Annotated in this window: 16 protein-coding genes; 2 read left to right on the top strand and 14 right to left on the bottom strand. The window is 41.4% G+C overall.

Translation table 11 applies throughout. The annotated features are described in order from the left end of the window. Window positions 1–389: 389 nt before the first annotated feature. Window positions 390–1,610 (bottom strand): CHAD domain-containing protein, encoded by a 1,221-nt coding sequence (locus tag ACTWP7_RS11335; protein WP_443123269.1) that lies wholly within the window; start codon window positions 1,608–1,610, stop codon window positions 390–392. Window positions 1,611–1,763: 153 nt separating this feature from the next. Between ACTWP7_RS11335 and ACTWP7_RS11330 the strand changes: the two genes are divergently transcribed. Continuing rightward, window positions 1,764–2,012 (top strand): hypothetical protein, encoded by a 249-nt coding sequence (locus ACTWP7_RS11330; RefSeq protein WP_014645186.1) that lies wholly within the window; start codon window positions 1,764–1,766, stop codon window positions 2,010–2,012. 46 nt (window positions 2,013–2,058) lie between these two features. On the opposite strand, the gene ACTWP7_RS11325 is transcribed toward ACTWP7_RS11330, so the two are convergent. The 12 genes from ACTWP7_RS11325 to ACTWP7_RS11270 all read right to left on the bottom strand — a co-directional run bounded on the left by ACTWP7_RS11325 (window position 2,059) and on the right by ACTWP7_RS11270 (window position 15,432). Beyond that, window positions 2,059–3,456, bottom strand: a complete 1,398-nt coding sequence (locus ACTWP7_RS11325) for a hypothetical protein (protein ID WP_443123268.1) — start codon at window positions 3,454–3,456, stop codon at window positions 2,059–2,061. Continuing rightward, the gene (locus tag ACTWP7_RS11320; RefSeq protein ID WP_443123267.1) at window positions 3,453–4,151 is read right to left on the bottom strand and encodes an ABC transporter ATP-binding protein; all 699 of its coding nucleotides are present in this window, start codon (window positions 4,149–4,151) and stop codon (window positions 3,453–3,455) included. The genes ACTWP7_RS11325 and ACTWP7_RS11320 overlap by 4 nt, the downstream gene beginning before the upstream one ends. A 103-nt stretch (window positions 4,152–4,254) precedes the next feature. Then, on the bottom strand, window positions 4,255–4,857 hold the full coding sequence (locus ACTWP7_RS11315) for a hypothetical protein (protein WP_443123266.1): 603 nt from the start codon (window positions 4,855–4,857) through the stop codon (window positions 4,255–4,257). A 9-nt stretch (window positions 4,858–4,866) separates the two neighbouring features. Then, the gene (locus tag ACTWP7_RS11310) at window positions 4,867–6,066 is read right to left on the bottom strand and encodes an Alp7A family actin-like protein (protein WP_443123265.1); all 1,200 of its coding nucleotides are present in this window, start codon (window positions 6,064–6,066) and stop codon (window positions 4,867–4,869) included. A 436-nt stretch (window positions 6,067–6,502) separates the two neighbouring features. Then, complete coding sequence (locus ACTWP7_RS11305; RefSeq protein WP_443123264.1) at window positions 6,503–7,474, bottom strand: S8 family peptidase; 972 nt, start codon at window positions 7,472–7,474, stop codon at window positions 6,503–6,505. 732 nt (window positions 7,475–8,206) lie between these two features. After that, window positions 8,207–9,688 carry a murein hydrolase activator EnvC family protein gene (locus ACTWP7_RS11300; RefSeq protein ID WP_443123263.1) on the bottom strand — a complete coding sequence of 494 codons (1,482 nt, stop codon included), beginning with the start codon at window positions 9,686–9,688 and terminating at the stop codon, window positions 8,207–8,209. Window positions 9,689–9,731: 43 nt separating this feature from the next. Continuing rightward, the gene (ftsX, locus tag ACTWP7_RS11295; RefSeq protein WP_443123262.1) at window positions 9,732–10,628 is read right to left on the bottom strand and encodes a permease-like cell division protein FtsX; all 897 of its coding nucleotides are present in this window, start codon (window positions 10,626–10,628) and stop codon (window positions 9,732–9,734) included. Window positions 10,629–11,036: 408 nt separating this feature from the next. Further along, window positions 11,037–11,318 (bottom strand): hypothetical protein, encoded by a 282-nt coding sequence (locus ACTWP7_RS11290; RefSeq protein ID WP_443123261.1) that lies wholly within the window; start codon window positions 11,316–11,318, stop codon window positions 11,037–11,039. Between the two features lie 59 nt (window positions 11,319–11,377). Next, window positions 11,378–12,088, bottom strand: coding sequence for an aspartate/glutamate racemase family protein (locus ACTWP7_RS11285; RefSeq protein ID WP_443123260.1), 711 nt, complete (start codon window positions 12,086–12,088; stop codon window positions 11,378–11,380). Window positions 12,089–12,129: 41 nt separating this feature from the next. Next, window positions 12,130–13,677, bottom strand: a complete 1,548-nt coding sequence (locus ACTWP7_RS11280) for a Mur ligase family protein (RefSeq protein WP_443123259.1) — start codon at window positions 13,675–13,677, stop codon at window positions 12,130–12,132. 102 nt (window positions 13,678–13,779) lie between these two features. After that, window positions 13,780–14,967: a carboxylate--amine ligase gene (locus ACTWP7_RS11275; RefSeq protein WP_443123258.1), complete on the bottom strand. Its 1,188-nt coding sequence runs from the start codon at window positions 14,965–14,967 to the stop codon at window positions 13,780–13,782. Between the two features lie 303 nt (window positions 14,968–15,270). Continuing rightward, window positions 15,271–15,432 (bottom strand): hypothetical protein, encoded by a 162-nt coding sequence (locus ACTWP7_RS11270; protein ID WP_014645199.1) that lies wholly within the window; start codon window positions 15,430–15,432, stop codon window positions 15,271–15,273. 250 nt (window positions 15,433–15,682) lie between these two features. Between ACTWP7_RS11270 and ACTWP7_RS11265 the strand changes: the two genes are divergently transcribed. Beyond that, entirely contained in the window at window positions 15,683–16,318 is a 636-nt protein-coding gene (locus ACTWP7_RS11265; RefSeq protein ID WP_443123257.1) for a GrpB family protein, read from the top strand. A 36-nt stretch (window positions 16,319–16,354) separates the two neighbouring features. On the opposite strand, the gene ACTWP7_RS11260 is transcribed toward ACTWP7_RS11265, so the two are convergent. After that, window positions 16,355–17,713 (bottom strand): dipeptidase, encoded by a 1,359-nt coding sequence (locus ACTWP7_RS11260; protein ID WP_443123256.1) that lies wholly within the window; start codon window positions 17,711–17,713, stop codon window positions 16,355–16,357. Between the last annotated feature and the right edge of the window lie 208 nt (window positions 17,714–17,921).

Here is a 17,921-nt window from a genome sequence, read left to right as displayed (position 1 = left end):
ACTTATCGCCACAGTCGGCTTAGACAAGTGATGACATAAATAACAAAGGAATTCAGGGATTTTTTAAAAAGCAAGAAGATCCCCTTTATTTAGTACGGCCTTAAAGCGGTAGTTATTTTCAGGGTAGCCTATTTTAAAAACAGATCTGTTAATTCTATACTGTAAGATTTATTTCGGCGTTTGCCCACGCAGAGCTTCAGTAATGTGAACCCTTTTCCAACGACCATAAACACCTGCAAACATCTCGTAATCGAGTCTTATAGTTTGCTCAGATTAAAAATCTGCTTTTCAAGAAGAGACATAAATAGACTCTATAAAAAATCCTGCATGAACTAGCATGCAGGATTAATTGATTATTTAGCGGCTTTACAAAGGTAGATGGTATGAAATTACTGTCTCGAGTATTGAAGGCTTTCTTGGAGATTCAATTCTTCTACCAGGCTGGAAAGTTCATCCAGCATCGCTTGATTAATGGCTTTTATATGCTTTTTCTTACTGTCGATCTCGTTTCGGTATTTATTGAACATCTCGAGCCAGTCTTTCAAATCATTTATTTCACCCAGCTGCCTTTGGAAAGACTTAAAGTATTTTGCTTCTTCCTTATAGTCAGATGCATATATTTCATGGAGTGCATTATGAATGTACCTTGTTTTTTTCGAGATAATCCTGACGGAGTGTAAAGCATCGAGCGTTTCTTCATCGGCACGACCCTGTTGTGAAGACACTTCTAAATATTTCTCCACGGCTTCAGCAAATCCGCTTTCGAATTCCTGAATCCTCTCGTCTACTTGAAGCGGCAGGACATAATTTCGAAGCTCCTTATCTTTAAAATGCTCCCACTGCTCCGCAAAAGTATCGTCGATGATTTCAGGCAGTTTATTTTTAAGTTTCTTTTGATGCTTCAGCCTTTTCTTACCGACCTGATCGCTGAGCTGACGATACACTTCTTCATGTTGCTCCTTAGAAGATTGCTCCGCACGTTCTTCAAACTCCGTAATAAACACATCACGTTCTCTCACTTTTCCTAAACGTTTATGGGCATCATTTAAACGATCCACTAATGGATGGCTGTTGAGGTGGATAAACTCCAGAATGGCACGGATTTTCCGCCCATGGACACGAGCCTGGTGAACACTTTCCTCGTCTTCCTGCTCAAGCGAAAGCCTGCAGTACTCCAGATAGGAGTCAACTAATCCCTGAAGATACTCCCTCCAGCGGCCTACTACTTGCTCATTTCCATCTCCTAGACAATCCTCACAGATTAATTTCTTTTTAACAGACACCAGCGAATCGGCTGATCCGCAAATTTCACAAACCTGAACCTGATCTTGCAATACAGCATAATCATGGTCGAATGTAACATCAATCTTTTTTCCCTGATTCCAGTCAAGCTCGTTTCTATAGTCAGCAGGAATAAGCAAGCGGCCATAGCTGTCCAATGTCTTAACGGAATCGCCTTCCTCGCCTGTTACGGAAAGCTTTAATCCTTTTTTATGACTCAAAGGTTCCAGCATAAGGTTTTGATTCGATAATTCCAGCTGGTCTCTGATTTCCTTGGGGATCACCAGCCTGCCCATTTTGTCGATTTGCCTTGTGAAAGCTCCACTCATAACCTAACGCCCACCTTTTGAAAGCTTTTATATATGTCATTCCCCAGACTCCAGTACTTCCTAACTAATTTCTAAACATTTTTACAATTTCTTTATAAACCTGACTCTTACATATATTCCCACAGTACGTGCATCCTATGAATGGAGGTGTTAATGATGCAGCCATACTTATGTCCCAACTGTAAAACCAATCGATCCAGGTTCAATATCATCGAACAAAAAGCAACATCCGTAAAAATAGATCCAGGGTCAGGTGAAGTGATTAGTGAATATACATCTGAGAATCTGGATCCTTTCCACGCCGCTTACCAGGGGCCAGACAAAAAAATTCAATGTGGAGCATGCGGTTTGATCGAAGACGAGAAAACATTTGCCGCTTTCGCAAACTCCAAGCCTCTTTAATTGCCCTCAGCATCCTTTAAAGGACCCGTGTTATCGTTTTGGAGAATCAATAGATAAATCTCTTTCTTTTGATTGCTGAATAGCTTAGAAGAGCCACAAGAGCCAATAGCAGAGGAGTAAAATAAATTCCTACTCCTAAAATGATATAACCCGCTGCTCTAAAAGTATCTGATACTTGAAAGTTTTCTTTATGCAGAAGACGCATGCGATTCGTGAGCTGAGTACTCATGTCATACAGAGACCAGCTCATTACGCCTGCCAGCTGGACGAATACGACCGAGAAGGAACCGCCAAGTATAATGTTGATCGTAAGGAAAGACAGAAGAAGAGGGACTAATCCCGCTATCCCCCAGTTTATATAAGACGATGTCCACCCCTTTTCATCAATTGGCAGACTATGGAATATAGGATTCTCTGTAAAATGCGAGCTGAAAATTCCTGCGGCAACTTCTATATACACAAAAAACACTACAGGCACACTTACATACATGACCCACTCCGCTCGTAATGATGGGGCGATGATTACTATTACACCGATTAAGAGCGTTTTCCATACATACCCTGATGATTCTTTCAAATGGCTTCTCCACAACATATGATATAAGGATTTCACCTTAGTAATCGGCCGGACTGCCCTCCGTTCTTTAAGGTAATTACCTACCAGCCCATACCGTTTAGGAGGTTTGATTGTTATATTCGTCATCTGACTGACAACCGTGATATTCCATACCTTGGCATCGTTGCGCTGCACTACTTTCATCCAGTCAATGCCTTGCATGCACGCTGGAATAAAGTAAAACTGCGCGAGCATCAATAAAAAAGTCAGAATTATGGCTGGCGAAGATTGGGCTAAGTTTAAATGATGGATCCATATGCCTGAAGCCCCTAGCAAAACGATCACACCAGCCAACAGTCCTGTCTTAACTCTCTTTCTAGCAGAATACAATTTCCACTGGATCGGCGTTAAAAGGGCTATGAAGACGGAATAGATAAAAGCAGCAGCGAGCAATAAGTATAAAGACAAGGGAGTTAACCCACCTAAAAATGCTGCCAAGGCGAACGCAACCAGCAAGTGAAGCGCAAATTTCTCAGCTGCTAATAATAAAAGAATTTTACTTCTGGAGTGGGGGAGCAGACTTAGCTTGAGCTCTGCTGAAGTGAATGAAAGCCCTGGATCTATAAATGACCGCCCAAGCGTACGAATTACCAGAATGGACGGAAGCAGCCATAACCACTCCATTAGAGAGTTTTCCCAGGTATTCATCAGGGGAATGAACCTTTTCATCCAATCCTGAAGCAGTAACAGAAATACAACAACCATTATTCCTACATAAAAGGCTAACGTTTTGTCGAACGCTAGCTGAAAGGCACGCTGATAAATATCTTTCTTCTTTTTCCAGCGTTTTTTCCGAATCCAATAAAATACACGTGTAGTAAAACTCATTCAGGATTCCCACTTCGATCTAACGTATGAAATTCATTAACTTCACCTTCACTAGAGACCCTGCCATCTGTAAGCATCACATAGACATCGGCCAGCTCTTTTACTTTTTCCAGCTGATGTGTCGTCAGCAGAATACTGCAGCCTTCGTCCCGGCGTTCTTTTAACAGCTTCTCAAAATAGGCTCCCGCATAGACATCAAGACCCATAAAAGGTTCATCTATTAACAGTAATGAAACTTCCGGCAGTAAAGCACATATCGTTTGAACTTTCTGCCTCATCCCTTTAGACAATGATTCCGGATATTCATTCAATTTGTCGTGTAGTTCAAAACCTTTAGTATAGGCAGCTACTTTTTCTTCAAAACGTTTCTCTGGAATTCGATGGCTCTTTTGGTATAACTGGAAATGTTGATATACGGTCAGCTCACTAAGTAGTAGAGGTTCTTCAGGTATGTAGCTTAGCTGTCTTTTATAATCGGCATAATGCTGATCCTGATCTAAATTATGTATAGAAATTCTGCCCTTTGACTTTTCCCGTGAGCCTAATATGGTTTTAATTAGCGTAGATTTGCCAGCTCCATTATGTCCGACTAGAGCCAATATTTGTCCTTGATGGATAGAAAAAGATACATCTTCAAGGATCGTGTTATCTCTGATCGTCACTTTACAATCTTCCACCACTAGATTCCCTTCCATCCTCTCACCTCTCTTTGTTACCTTTTCGTACGGAACAATTACCGAGAACGTTTCAATTTTTATGTAAAAATACCCCCTGCCATGTTGTGGCAGGGGGTATGGGCTAATCATTCATTCGGGAAAGAAAGTCTCCCAGCAGATCATCATCATCTTCATCTTCTGTTGTTTCTTCGTCCTGTGAATGAATCTCACCTTGTAAGCTATCAAGATTCAGACCATCCAGTTCATCATCGATACTCTTCCATTCTGTTTCAGAATCAGCATTTGTTTCGTCCTCAGCATGGGCTTCTTGAGTATAATCTCCTAACGAAGATTCAGAAGCAGCAGTTTCTTCTTGTAAATAAAGGGCTTCATCTATATCAAATGCATTGCTGTTGAGCGAAGCCAGTAGAGTGGTGGCACGCACAGGATCCATCATTAGCTGATACAGGATACTCCCTATAAGAGCCTCCGAATGTTCGTGCTTAATCCAGTTTCTCTGTTCTTTATTTAAAGCCTTAGGCAGTGGGATGGTAACCGTTTCCTTATTCTTCGCATAGGTTTGGCTCACTCCATCCAGGACGAATTGTGCAATCCTGCTTGAAAAATTTCGCCTCTCTGTCTCCTTCAGTTGAGTTAATTGTCTCAATAGATGATCAGGAGTATCCGAGGGGATCCGGAATGTAATCGATTGTCCCCTCTCTATCTTTTTCTTTGATTGACTCATAACATCACCTTATTTGGATGAGCCGGTTTTTTGTTCTACTTTTTTACCTTGTTCTTGATTTTTGCCGTGGTTCTTTTTCTCGTTTTTACGGATGAAATCAGAAATCAATTTGTAGTAAGCATTCGCCATCATCCAGATGCTCTCTTCTTCATCTTCAAAGAATTCAATATTGAAACCATCCAGTTTGTTGTTAAGTGACTTGATGTAATCCTTCAGAACTGCGGAGCCTCCGCCCACAAAGTAACAGATCTCTGATTGAGAGTTTCTCTGCCACACATTTCTTAGGAAACGATACTGCTTCTTAGCAAGTTCAAGTAGAATACGGTCCGTAATTTCATGTACGTTAGTACGGCTTCCTTTAACCATGATGTGATGTCGATCATTTTTCCTTGTAATGATATCCACGACATCACGGCGGCTGTCTAATTCAACTCCATGTTTTCTAAGAATCTCTTCACGGATCATTTCTAATGATTCAGCTACACCTAGATTGAATCCCTGCGCTTTATCATCATCAACGTTACGATTTTTAATAACGGCGATATCTGTAGAAAGACCGCCGATATCCTGGATTAGAATTTGTTTGTCGATCAATTCTTTGTTAATGATATTCAAATCATTATCCATCACTAAGTTAACGTAGGCAGCAAACCCTTCCGGATAAACTTTAACCTCATCAAACTTAAGATTTACTTTCATTCCCTGATATTTTGGTGTGACAAGGAATTCAATCTGGTGAACAGACCCAAGAAGGGAAGAACGGTACCCTACGTCTTTGCCTTCTTTTACTTCACGAAGCGGCAGTCCTGTTCCCAATGTGTAGTTAGCTTCTACCACATTATTCTTCGCAGATTGTGCATTCTTCTCTCTAACTGCATCCAAAGCAAGCGACGCAAAAAGCATAATAAGTGTCTGATCTTCCTCAGATTTATAGCTGCCTGGATCTAATTCAGTAGAGTTAGTGGTTTTCGTAGCCAGATTCCCCACACGATAGATAGCATTATTCTCTCTTAAGGCTGGAGAATGCACTCGAATATGTAGATTATCGAGTGGATCCTTTTCATCCAGGTCCTCTATACCGATAACAGGACGATCTTCTAAGTCTCTAGCGACCACGTTAGGAATATATAAAGATGAATCTAGTTTTCCAAAGTTTGCTTTAACTGCATCATTACCAACATCCACAGCTGCAATTCTTGAGTTTGTCATTAATCAGCTCTCCTTTTAATTACTATAATTTACCTTGCCCTTCTATTAATCTATTAGACTCTGCCGGAATAGTCAATGTGCCTTTCGGAGTATTCAATCATGTGTACATGCACACTTTAAACGTACACATGTTTACGATAAATGTTTTCTTGTATTCAATCTTGTGTATATACTGTCATACCAGTATGTGTACACTTTTGTACTCTTGCGTTCATTTGTGTGTGCATTTGTCTTACAAATTGTGTACTTGAAAACATTAGCGTGTACACTAGCAGATGTGCAGTAATTAGACATAATATTACACAAAAACACGGTCTTAGTTTTGAGTGTGAATTCAAAAACGCGGTCTTAGTTGGAGGTGGTGAAGAAATCATAAAAAATACCTGTCAGAAAAATGATTTCTAACAGGTATTTCTATAAAAGATGGAGGATATTTTTAATTTATAGCGGTAGTGTAGGTAGAAAAAAGTTCTTCTAGTTTATCTGTAAGAGAGAGCATTAATAATCCATTACCTTCAGCAGCTTTAGAGTAGCCAAGAGGCAGAGTCCGTTTGATTAACTGCGAAAATATTTCTGGCTCGGACATGGAGCGTTGGAATTGAGATTCTACAAGAGGAATAATGAGGGCCAGTCCACCAGCCACATGTGGTGTAGACATGGAGGTTCCGGAAAGACGAGCGTATTTTCCTCCTATATAGGTAGAGAGAACATCAACCCCCGGGGCTACCAGATCAATCTCATCATTGGTGTTAGTAAAGTCCGCAATTGCTCTCTGATTATCAATAGCGCCGACTTGTATGACTTCATTATAGCAGCCGGGATAGGCATATTCATAAGTGTTCTCGCGTCCATCTCCCTCATTTCCTGCAGCACATACGACAGAAATACCCTGATTAACAGCTTTTTGGACAACCTGATGCATTTCTTTAGCATCATCAGGTCCGCCAAGAGACATAGAAATGACTCTAACACGTTCCCCTTGAGGTCCTTCCCAGTTGATTGCGTATTCAATAGCATTTATAATCCAATCGTACTGTCCACTCCCCTCTCCAGAGAGTACTTTAAGAATTAATAAATCAGCCTGCGGAGCCACTCCAATTACACCTTTCTTGTTATCTATAGCAGCGATTGTTCCAGCCACATGAGTTCCGTGGCCATTATTGTCATCGTAATTCGTCTCATCACCTTCATAGTCATCTGTAAAGTTATAACCACCTAGAATGCGGTTCTCAAGGTCTGGATGGTCCATTTGACAGCCTGTGTCGATGACAGCTACGACGCTCCCTTTTCCCTGATCGGTTCTTTCCCACAAACTCTCTGCCTCCACCAACTTCACACCTTTTGGAAACTCTTCTGCTTCCTGCAGGATCTGTTCGGTGCGGTATGGAATTAACTTCATTTCACTCATTTAACTTCCTCCCCTATTTTGAGTCATGCAAGAGCAAAGTGATAGACTGATAACTCATGGTGATAGGTAAAGCTTTCCATTATTATATCATTTTTTGTAAGTATCTGAATATACAGTCAACTATTATTAGACAAAAAATAAAGAAAGCAGGAGAGACTGTTAGGACAGCCATCCTAGGAATACGAGATATTAATTATAATTAAAATAATCCTTGAATCAATGTAAATCTGATTGTAGTTAATGAAGTAGAATGAAAATACTTTCAAAAATTCCCTAACTTATATACTCTAGGGAAATATAGTCATAGTTCTTAAGATTTCAAACTCATTAAGTGAAGCCATATATTTAAATAAATCTACAAAGTCCTTAAGCCTTATATTTTTAGAATGGCCATAAAAGGGTAAATAAAAAAAGACTACGAGAAGTGGAGGGAGAACTATGTACAAAAAGCAATGCCCACGCTGTCACCGTCCCTCATATAGCAGCAGCGAAGGCACCTGGATGTTGTGCCCCATATGCCATGAAGATTTAACGTCATTCTCTGTCCTTCCTATTCACAACAAAAAATCAAAATCCGAAGTTGTTAGTATGTACGATCAGGCCATGAACGGAACTCCATTCCGGGAAATATAAGCATATTAGCTCTTACATCTATTGAATTCATTCAGTCGTATAGCTGTGAAAAAAGGATTGCACCCAACGTGCAATCCTTTTTTACTAGTATCATAGAATTTATGGCAGGAAACGGCGTGGATCCACTGAATTGGACCGGCTTGGATTCCACGAACCGATATGAATCTCAAAGTGTAGATGCTGCCCTGTTGAGTTCCCTGTGCTTCCCATATTACCCAGGAAATCGCCTTGCGATACAGACTCTCCTGCCGACACAGCCGGAGTGGATCTTAGATGGGCATATACAGTCGTGTACGTCTTGCCATCGATACGGTGAGTAATAAATACATTATTCCCGTAACTGGACGAATAACCGGCGCGTATGACCGTTCCATCGGCTGCTGCCCTTATCGGTACAGTTCCGCTCTTAGCTAGATCAATACCGGAGTGCAGGCGGTTTTCGTTATGAATCGGATGGAACCTCATTCCATATTCGGATGTTGTTCCGGCGGATGCTGGCCAGGCGAATTTGGCACTGCTGCCTGAAGAGCTGGAAGTTGCTTTTTTATCTTCTTCTGCTTCTTTTTCAGCTTCCTCTTCTGCTTTCTTCTCTTCTTCTTCGGCTTTTCGTTCAGCTTCTTCTGCTTCTTCAGCAGCTTTTTCATCGGCACGATCCTGGGCAGCTTTTCTGGCGGCTTCCTCAGCTTCTTTTCTTGCTTTTTCAGCTGCGGCTTTTCTAGCTGCTTCTTTACGTGCTTTTTCTTCCGCTGCTTTTTGTTCAGCTTCTTCGGCTGCCTTCTCGGCACGTTCGATTTCTTTCTTGATCGCTTCTTCCTGTGCGGCAAGTGTTTCATTCTCTTCTTCTAAGTCCATCACATAAGCGTGAAGTTCTTCTTCTTCCAATTCAAGTGACTTCATCAGCTCATTTTTATCTTCCTTCTGGCTGTCCAGGTCACTCTTTAATGATTCCAGTTCAGAAAGTTTTTCTTCAAGAGAGGTTAATTCCTCTTCCACCTCTGTCTTTTTGCTTTCCACAGCTTCTTTATCGGCTTTATGCTGTTCAAGTATTTCCCTATCCTGTTCGGCAATGGTATTTAAGCTCATGATTCTTTCGAGGAAGTTACCGAAGCTTTCTGCTCCCATAAGTACGTCTAAGTAATCGATGGCTCCTCCATTCTGGTACATGGATTTCACACGATCTTTTAGAAGCTCGTCCCGTTCAGCGATTCGCTTTTCCAGTTCAGTAATATCTTCTTTCAACTGTTCGATGTTCTCTCTTGTTTGCTCTACTTCTTCTTCTTTTTTATCTATTTTCTCAGTCGTCTCCATCATTTGTTTGTCCAGGCGCTCAATTTCCTGGTTCAATTGTTCCTGGTCTTCTTTAAGTTTGTCAATTTGTTCCTGTTTTTCCTGTTTCTCAGATTCATTGTCTGATTGGCTGTCTTTGTTTTCTTCTAGCTGATCCTCATTTTCCTCTACTTGCTCTTTACTTTTTTCGATTTGTTCTTCATACGATTCTGCGAAAACTGGACTCGTTCCGGACGATAAGCCGGCAAGTACAAGCGTGGCGATCAGGAGTGCAACTGTAAACTTAAACTTCAATCCCTCTTCCTCCCCAAAACACATGTATATGTTTATGTTTATATTAAACTTTCAGATATTTTCTAATAGACGTAAAGCTTCCCCATAATCCGATAATGACACCCATTAAAATGAGCAAAATGGATACTTTCCATATAAACGGGTAGACAGGGAGTAATTCAACGAATAGTGTCGGATATCGGGTCGTAACTTCCTGGAACAAGTATCTATATCCAAAGACTACGACGGCGATTGGAATAGCAGCTCCTAACATACCAATTAAGATGCCTTCTACTAAAAATGGCCAGCGAATAAACCAGTTGGTTGCTCCTACCATTTTCATAATTCCGATTTCTTTTCTTCGTGCCACAATGGTAATACGGATGGTATTCGCAATGAGGAACATGGCTGTGAACAACAGACCTGCGATTATGGCAAGCCCAATATTACGAGCTAAATCCATCACATTAAAAAGCCGTTGAACGGTTTCTTTGGCATATTCCACCTTCTCAACGTTTTCGAATGACTTAATAATAGACTGAGCCACTTGAATGGTGTCTTCAGGATTTTTTGTTTTGACGATGTACACATCATTTAGCGGGTTCTCATCTTTAAGGGATTCAAATACTTCTCCTTCTTCTCCCAGACTGTCGATTAACTTTTCCAGTCCTTCTTCCTTGGATTGAAAGGTAACGGTGTCCACTTCGGGGATGTTTTGCAGTTTATCTTTTAGTTCATTTTGACCCGGCTCTTCAAGTGTTAAGTCCATAAAGACACGGACTTCTACGTTTTCTTCGATTTGAGAGCCTATATGGTTCAAATTAAGGAGTAATGCAGCGAAGACTCCTACCAGCAGCAGCGTAACCGTTACAGCTGATATAGAAGCTAAGGACATCCAGCGGTTTCTAGTAATGTTCTTTACGCCCTCTTTACCATGTCGTCCAAATGTCTTAAGTTTCATCTTTGATGCCACCTCTTACTTCCGAATTGCCGATTTTCTCTCTTTTTTTAAATCGGATGGCTTCCAGGACACCGAAAGATAAACGACTGCGATGATGCTTATCAAACAATTTATATCACTTCCTGCTTTAAACTCATGATGTAAATCTTCGATGTCTGAAATATGTAGTCTTACATTTCCGGCTTCTTTTACCTTTCTAATTATAACAAACAAGTTCGATAAAAAAAGACAATTTATTATTACATTTGTGTTTCATGCTTTTACATAAACGTGACAAAACCAGGGTATTTATGGTCTGTTGCCCAATATTTCGTCGAATGACACATGTATATACATACAGGGTTCAAACCATAACAAAAAAGACAACTCCTTTTGGAATTGTCTTTAATAACTGTATGAAATTCATCATTAATTTTTAAATTGCTTTAATGCTTCAAGTTCACGTTTCAAGCGCGTGTTTTCATTTCGAATGGCTTCCACATTTTCTGTTTGGCCTTCTACCGGCAAAAGGTTGATTTCATACCAGGCTTTACTCTGCCCATCGTTCCCTTCACTCGTTCGTTTGATCAGAGCTGTTGGGTACATCGTTTTTACTGCATCGATCTCTTTCTGAGATAGCCGAAGCTCTCTAAAATAAACACCTTCACTAAAGGATTCTGACAAAAACTTGTTGAAGTCATCAGCTGCCATGTGCTTCGCTCCTTTATATATTGGTCTTTAAAAAACGAGTTATTCAGCCATTCACCGGCTTAAGATTGTTGATACACAGATTCTTTTACAACGACATTAGCTACTACTTCCATCGGATCAACGAGCGGTACGGGAAGGTGATAAGGTCTCAGTACCAGACCAATCTCCGTACACCCGGATATGATTAACTGGGCGCCGTTATCCAGAAGTTCCTGAGAAGCGTCTTTCAGAAGCTGGAGTGGCTCTCCATCCGTATTCCCGCTCTTTATGCCATTTTCACCATAAATGGACTTCATGACCTTTTCATTTTGCGTCATGGGCGTTGGATATACAATATCCAGGTGATCGAGATACTTTTCAAAAAGACCGGTCTCTAATGTACCCGTCGTAGCAAGAATGCCGATTTTAGAAATATCCGGATAGAAATTACGGATAAACTTTTTCAACTCTAAAAAGGCATTCAGTAACGGATACGAAACCTCTTTTTGTACGTCTTCTATGAAATAGTGGGCGGTCATACACGGAATACAGGCAACCTCCACGTCCAGCTTTTCTAAGTTTTTTGCAGCGTGGATCATCTCAGGTACCGGATCCTCGCCCCTTCCGGAAATAGCTTCTGTGCGGTCAGGAATCTTTGCATTGCTGTCAATAATGACGCGGAAATGTTCCTGATCCTTTCTGGCACTGGTTGCCCGGATGATTTTCAGATAGCATTCGGCCGTAGCCTCAGGCCCCATACCTCCGAGTATACCGATTAGTTTATCGTTCATGAAATGCCTCCTTGCTTAAGACCCGAACTCTCCTATGATGACTACATGATTCCTGCCACTCTGTTTTTCAGCGGCTTGAATAATTCTTCTTCATCCATTTCTGGTCTCGCTTTGTTTAATTGCTCAAGCGCGATTTTTGCTCCTGGGTCCATACCTTGGCATCCCGCTAAGAGTACAACATCGTCTGTTCCTGCTTCTGATAAAGCGTGGCGGACAGCGTCGTTCAGTTCTTTATATAAATGCACGTTGATTCCTGCATCCTTCATCATTTCCTGGAAGACCCGCAGCTCCTCGTCAGTTACCTGGTCTTTTTCTGTAACATGGGACTCACTGAGTGTCGCAATGACTTCTTTAATTCCGAGCTTTGGAGCCCATTCAACAATCGCTTTTGCATTCTCACGATTTACCGTTACACCCCGGCTTCCGCGGATCGCATAAACGAGCTTCAATTGATTATACTCCATCTGCTGCAATGTACTTAAGGTTACGTTAATATTGCCGTAGTTCGCAAAATGGTCATCCAGAATTTTAAAATCATCTTCAAATACCATTTCAAAGCGGCGTTCCACGCCTCCAAAGGATTTCAGTCCTTTTTGAATCGTTGGAACCGGAACCTCATTCAATAACCCAGCTGCAATCGCCACCATGGAATTATATACGGAATGGTAACCTGGAGTGGATAATTCAATATCAAATTCCTGAGGCTCAATTGGTGCCTCTCCTACATATATCGGCTTCCGGACTTCAACTGTAAATTTCGCGCGGCCGGTGGATAGATCAAGGTTCTTACAAATCAGATCCCCATCTCCTGTTTCTACACTAAAGGTGAGCAATTGCGCTTTCGTTTCATCCACCAGAGAAGCTGAATAAGGATCATCCAGGTTGAGGATGGCCCACTTATCTGCACCGGCTTCCCTGATAAGACTTGCTTTAGCGTTAAAGTACTCCTCAAAGGTACCGTGCAGATCGATATGTTCGCGGCTGATATTATTCAGCGTGACAATATCGAAATCCACGCTCCCCACGCGTTTTAAATCGAGGGCGGAAGAAGAAACTTCCATCGTTACGTGAGAGACGTCCTGGTCCCTCATTTGGGCAAAGTAGTGATGGAGATCCAGCGATTCCGGTGTCGTCAGTTTCGTCGGCTCGGAGTAGTCACCGAATTTAACGACTACTGTTCCTATGAGCCCTGTTTTGACTCCATGCTCTTCCAGGATCGCATCGGTCATAAAGGATGTAGAGGTTTTCCCATTGGTCGCGGTAATGCCGATCGTTTTCATCGATTGGGACGGATGATGATAGAAAGCATCGCTCAGCGCGGCAAGCGCCTGACGGCTATCCTCTACGCGAAACTGAGGAATGTCATCCCATCCTTCTTGATAATCCTCGACCACAATGGCTGCCGCTCCATTAGATATAGCTTCTAATATATACGCATGCCCATCCGTTTTAAACCCTTTAATACATACAAAAATGTCTCCCTGCTTCACTTTTCTGGAGTTATAAGCCAGTCCATGAATCTCCAGCTCCTGCTCATTCCAAGCATCTAAAACTTGAATGGATTTCAGCAATTCATATAGTTTAGCCATTCTAATCTACCTTCCCTGCAATGTTTTAACCTTATCCGATTATTGCGATCCTTTTTTTGTATATGGGTAAGCTTTTTGATGTTTTTTCACAATCTTACTGAATCAGCTTGTTTTCCGTACTTTTCCAGCCACTAGACCCGCCATTTTCTTACCGAATGCAAAAGCGGGTTTAGGATCTTTTGCATCCCATATCGCATGGGCCTTGGGACGGAAATAAGATGCCAGTACTTTTTGAATGGAGAGCTGTCCCGTTTTAACGTATTCACGTACGGCCAGTAAATCCTCGTAAGCATACCAGAATACCAGATTCATGTCTTTCTCAACGGCTTTTGGCTCGACCGGGTTTCCGGTAAGCTCCATGTAAGTAATATAAGGCATGTTGATTCCCGTTTTATATAACAAGCTGTTTAAGTTCGTAATTCGGACATTAATTTCAATTAAATAGAATTGTCCAGTTTGTTCATCTTTTTTAAATTCAATTTCTGCAAATCCTTTATATTGGATGCCTTCAAGAAACTTCTTCCCAAGGTCATACAGTTCCGGGACATATTTCTGCTGGGTGTAAACCGAGGCCCCGTAGTTCACAGGGAATTGACGAAGTTTTTGGCAAGTGACCCAGTGTGTAACCTCTGAATCCTGATTCAAGTAGGCGTCGAAGGTGTACATATGATCATCGAAGCCCGGAATAATCCGCTGTACAATCACTTCGATATTTTCTTCTTTAGCCATATTGACCTTTTCCAGAAGCTCTTCTTCCGTAAAGACTTTAAACAGCTTCCTTCTAAACTTGGACACAAAAGCTGGAGAATCGACCGGTTTAACGAGACACGGAAATTGAATCTTTTCCTCTACTTTTTGTAAAAAGTTCTCTTCATCAATATGAACGGTTTCAGGAACCGCTACCCCGTGCTCGGAAGCGAGCGTATGCAACGTACCTTTGTCCATTATTTTAGTATATAGTCCTTGTTCTTTTTGGGGAATAAGGAAATGTTCCCGTAATTCCATTAAATGCTCGTCTACAAACTCTACGTAAGGATCAGCTGTAGGAATAAGAACAGGAGTCTTGCTCTGCTGTTTGGAGTAATCAATCAAAAAGGAAAGAAGTCCTTCTGGATTCTCTTTATAATGAGGAGCGATTAACGCTTCAGAGACATATTTAGACTCAAGTCCATAAGCCCCTTCCCACGAATAATCGACAGCCGCTACGTGCACATCGTGAATGCCTAAGCAGCGGATTGTACTCAATCCTATATAATAATTCGCACCTAAAACAACCGCTTTATTATCCATGAATAATCCCCTTTTTTCAAACGTGACATAACATTTATTTCATTAAACTCATTCATAGTTGAGCAAACCCTATTCGCCGAATATCTAAACATATCTATTCTACCATATTATCCAGGCTAACAAAACGAGCAGGCCTTGATTATGGAAGAATACCCACCGTTTACCGGGAAGAATACTTGGAAATATATGTATGACCTGGTCCGGTAATATTTGGTGGGGTAATATTTGTAAGAGTATTCAGAATTCCTTCCTCATGTAAAAAAGCGGCCTTTCCCTTTAGGGAGGCCGCTTGGACGTAATCATTTATTTATAGGAATGACTGAAATCAATTTCTGACGGGACTTCTTCAGCTTGAGCCGGCTCTTTTTGGATCTTCTTAAAGCGATTCGCCACTTTATCCACGGCATATAACACTAGAAACGTAAGAAGGACAGTAAGGGACAGCATATAAAGAGATGTAAGCATAAGCTAATATCCCCTTTCAAATAGTATTTATTAGGATTTATCACCAAATCCTTGTATATAATACCAGAAATCGGGGTCTTGTAAACCTATATCCCTAAATTCTTTTCCATACATCTTTTTCCTACCGTATTTTAAGTCTTCCTTTTAATTCCTATCACATAATCCTCCTCTGCTATACTGAATGTACCTCCGTATTATGCAGGCGTTTCCATCCCTAAAAAAACACTTTATTATTAAAGGAGCGATTCTGATGAGAGAGCCAGCAGGCAAGTGCCGAAACTGTGAAACGTTAATTTATTGTTCAGCTGGATTTTTGGAAGGAGTGGTAAACAATGATCAGACCCTCTGCTGTTTTACTTGTGCGAACCAGACATCCACAGAGAAACTAACGGTCTCATTACGTTCCTATCGTCCAGAATGGCCCCTATTATTCGATCAGGAACAAAAATTAATTGCAGAAGCTTTGGGTGAAAGTGCTCTTGGAATTGAACACATAGGCAGCACAGCCATCTCCGGGTTACAAGCTAAGCCTATTATTGACATTATGACAGGGATCAGGTCTCTGGCCTCTTACGATTCATACATAACGCATTTATCAGCAATTGGATATATGTACGTCCCTAAGCCGGAACTTGTGGAGCGTCGTTTTTTCAAGAAGAAAAAGGAAACGCAGACATTTCATTTACACCTTTGTGAATTGGGCGGGAAGGAATGGGAAGAAAAACTTCTGTTTCGGGATTACCTGCGCCAGCATCCGGAAGCGATGGAAGAATATAATTCCCTCAAACACACACTAGCCATTCGCTATCAAAAAGACCGGCCTTCCTATACGAAAAGTAAGGAACCCTTTATTTCCTCCATCATTAAGAAAGCTAAGAAAAAATAAAGCACCCAAACCCTGGACGGATATGGATGCTAATGGTTATTTATTTCCTAATCTAGTGTAATAATTAGCAGCAGTTTCGATCCCTTTGGTAAAGTTCTCCAAGTGAAAATGTTCATTCGGAGCATGAAGATTTTCAGAAGGAAGGCCAAAGCCCATGAGTACAACAGGAGCCTTCAAGACGCTTGCAAACACTTCAACAATGGGAATCGATCCTCCCTCTTTAGGGAAAAGCGGACGAATTCCGTACACTTCTTCATAAGCATCCGCTGCCGTTTGGATATAGGCATCTTTAGAATCAATAGCCACCGGATCTGCCTGAATCAATTGCTCCGTTTCGATTCGGGCTCCAGCAGGCTTGTGGGTCTGAAGGTGACTCTGAATAGCTTCATAAACCGCCTGCGGATTCTGCTCGCCTACTAAGCGGCAGCTGATTTTGGCACTGGCCTGATTGGGCACAATGGTTTTTAACCCTTCTCCCTGAAAACCGCCTGTAATCCCGTTGATCTCAAGCGTCGGACGAATACCTACACGCTCCTGGAAAGTAAACCCTTCTTCACCGAAAAAAGCTTCCAGTCCAAGTTCTCTTTTTATTTTTTCACTATTAAATGGAACTTGCGCCACTTCTTCTCTTAAATCCTCAGTAGCTTCAGGAACACCCTCATAAAAACCTTCTACAGCGATTTTTCCTGTGTCATCATGAAGGCTGTCCATTAGAGAAACAAGGGCGTGAATCGAGTTGGGTACAGCTCCCCCGTAGGAGCCGGAATGTAAGTCAGTGTTTGCTGTGCTTACTTTCACCTCCATAGCAAGGGCTCCGCGAAGCGAAGTGCAGATAGCCGGCTGTCCTTTTTCAATAAAGGTTGTATCGCTGATGACGACAGCATCTGCAGCCAGCTTTTCTTCATGATTCCTTATAAAAGGAGAAAGGTTAGGGCTCGCGACTTCCTCTTCTCCCTCGATACAAAACTTGACATTAACCGGGAGCGTGCCGTTTTCTTTCATGAGAAGCTCCATCGCTTTAATATGAAGGAACAATTGCCCCTTATCATCCGTTGCTCCGCGGGCATAAATTTTCCCATCACGGACCACTGGCTCAAACGGCGGAGTCTCCCACAATCCAAGAGGGTCTTCGGGCTGGACATCGTAATGACCGTAAATAAGGACTGTAGGCTTGTTCTCCGCATGGAGCCAGTCCCCATATACAATAGGATGACCTTTGGTCTGAATAACCTCTACATTATCCATACCGGCTTTCTTTAGAGATTCAGCTACCCAATCGGCTCCCCTATTTACATCTTCTTTACGGTCAGGTAAGGAAGATATGCTCGGGATCTTTAAGAAATCTTTTAGTTCCTCTATAAATGAATCCTTATGTAATTCCACCTGTTCTCTCACGATAAAAACCCTCCTTAAGATTATACGTATTAGTATAACGAAAAACTCACCTTAAGAAAGGTGAGTTTGATGAATAAATAATTAAATTATAGCAATGAAATGATAAAACCAATAACCACAATAAGACCAATAATCATTAGAATCGTACGTAACATGGAAACACCTCTTCACTTTAGGATTATGTATATAACTATTCCTTATTTTGGAC

It is taken from the genome of Halobacillus sp. B29, assembly GCF_052246755.1.
GTDB classification, from domain to species: Bacteria; Bacillota; Bacilli; order Bacillales; family Halobacillaceae; genus Halobacillus; species Halobacillus halophilus.
Note: the sequence above shows the minus strand (reverse complement) of the source record. Positions and strands in the feature narration are given on the sequence as shown.

Bases quoted from the DNA above. Each gene is read 5' to 3' on its own strand.
- ACTWP7_RS11335 (WP_443123269.1), bottom strand. From the start codon at position 1,610: ATGAGTGGAGCTTTCACAAGGCAAATCGACAAAATGGGCAGGCTGGTG.
- ACTWP7_RS11330 (WP_014645186.1), top strand. From the start codon at position 1,764: ATGATGCAGCCATACTTATGTCCCAACTGTAAAACCAATCGATCCAGG.
- ACTWP7_RS11325 (WP_443123268.1), bottom strand. From the start codon at position 3,456: ATGAGTTTTACTACACGTGTATTTTATTGGATTCGGAAAAAACGCTGG.
- ACTWP7_RS11320 (WP_443123267.1), bottom strand. From the start codon at position 4,151: ATGGAAGGGAATCTAGTGGTGGAAGATTGTAAAGTGACGATCAGAGAT.
- ACTWP7_RS11315 (WP_443123266.1), bottom strand. From the start codon at position 4,857: ATGAGTCAATCAAAGAAAAAGATAGAGAGGGGACAATCGATTACATTC.
- ACTWP7_RS11310 (WP_443123265.1), bottom strand. From the start codon at position 6,066: ATGACAAACTCAAGAATTGCAGCTGTGGATGTTGGTAATGATGCAGTT.
- ACTWP7_RS11305 (WP_443123264.1), bottom strand. From the start codon at position 7,474: ATGAGTGAAATGAAGTTAATTCCATACCGCACCGAACAGATCCTGCAG.
- ftsX (WP_443123262.1), bottom strand. From the start codon at position 10,628: ATGAAACTTAAGACATTTGGACGACATGGTAAAGAGGGCGTAAAGAAC.
- ACTWP7_RS11290 (WP_443123261.1), bottom strand. From the start codon at position 11,318: ATGGCAGCTGATGACTTCAACAAGTTTTTGTCAGAATCCTTTAGTGAA.
- ACTWP7_RS11285 (WP_443123260.1), bottom strand. From the start codon at position 12,088: ATGAACGATAAACTAATCGGTATACTCGGAGGTATGGGGCCTGAGGCT.
- ACTWP7_RS11280 (WP_443123259.1), bottom strand. From the start codon at position 13,677: ATGGCTAAACTATATGAATTGCTGAAATCCATTCAAGTTTTAGATGCT.
- ACTWP7_RS11275 (WP_443123258.1), bottom strand. From the start codon at position 14,967: ATGGATAATAAAGCGGTTGTTTTAGGTGCGAATTATTATATAGGATTG.
- ACTWP7_RS11270 (WP_014645199.1), bottom strand. From the start codon at position 15,432: ATGCTTACATCTCTTTATATGCTGTCCCTTACTGTCCTTCTTACGTTT.
- ACTWP7_RS11265 (WP_443123257.1), top strand. From the start codon at position 15,683: ATGAGAGAGCCAGCAGGCAAGTGCCGAAACTGTGAAACGTTAATTTAT.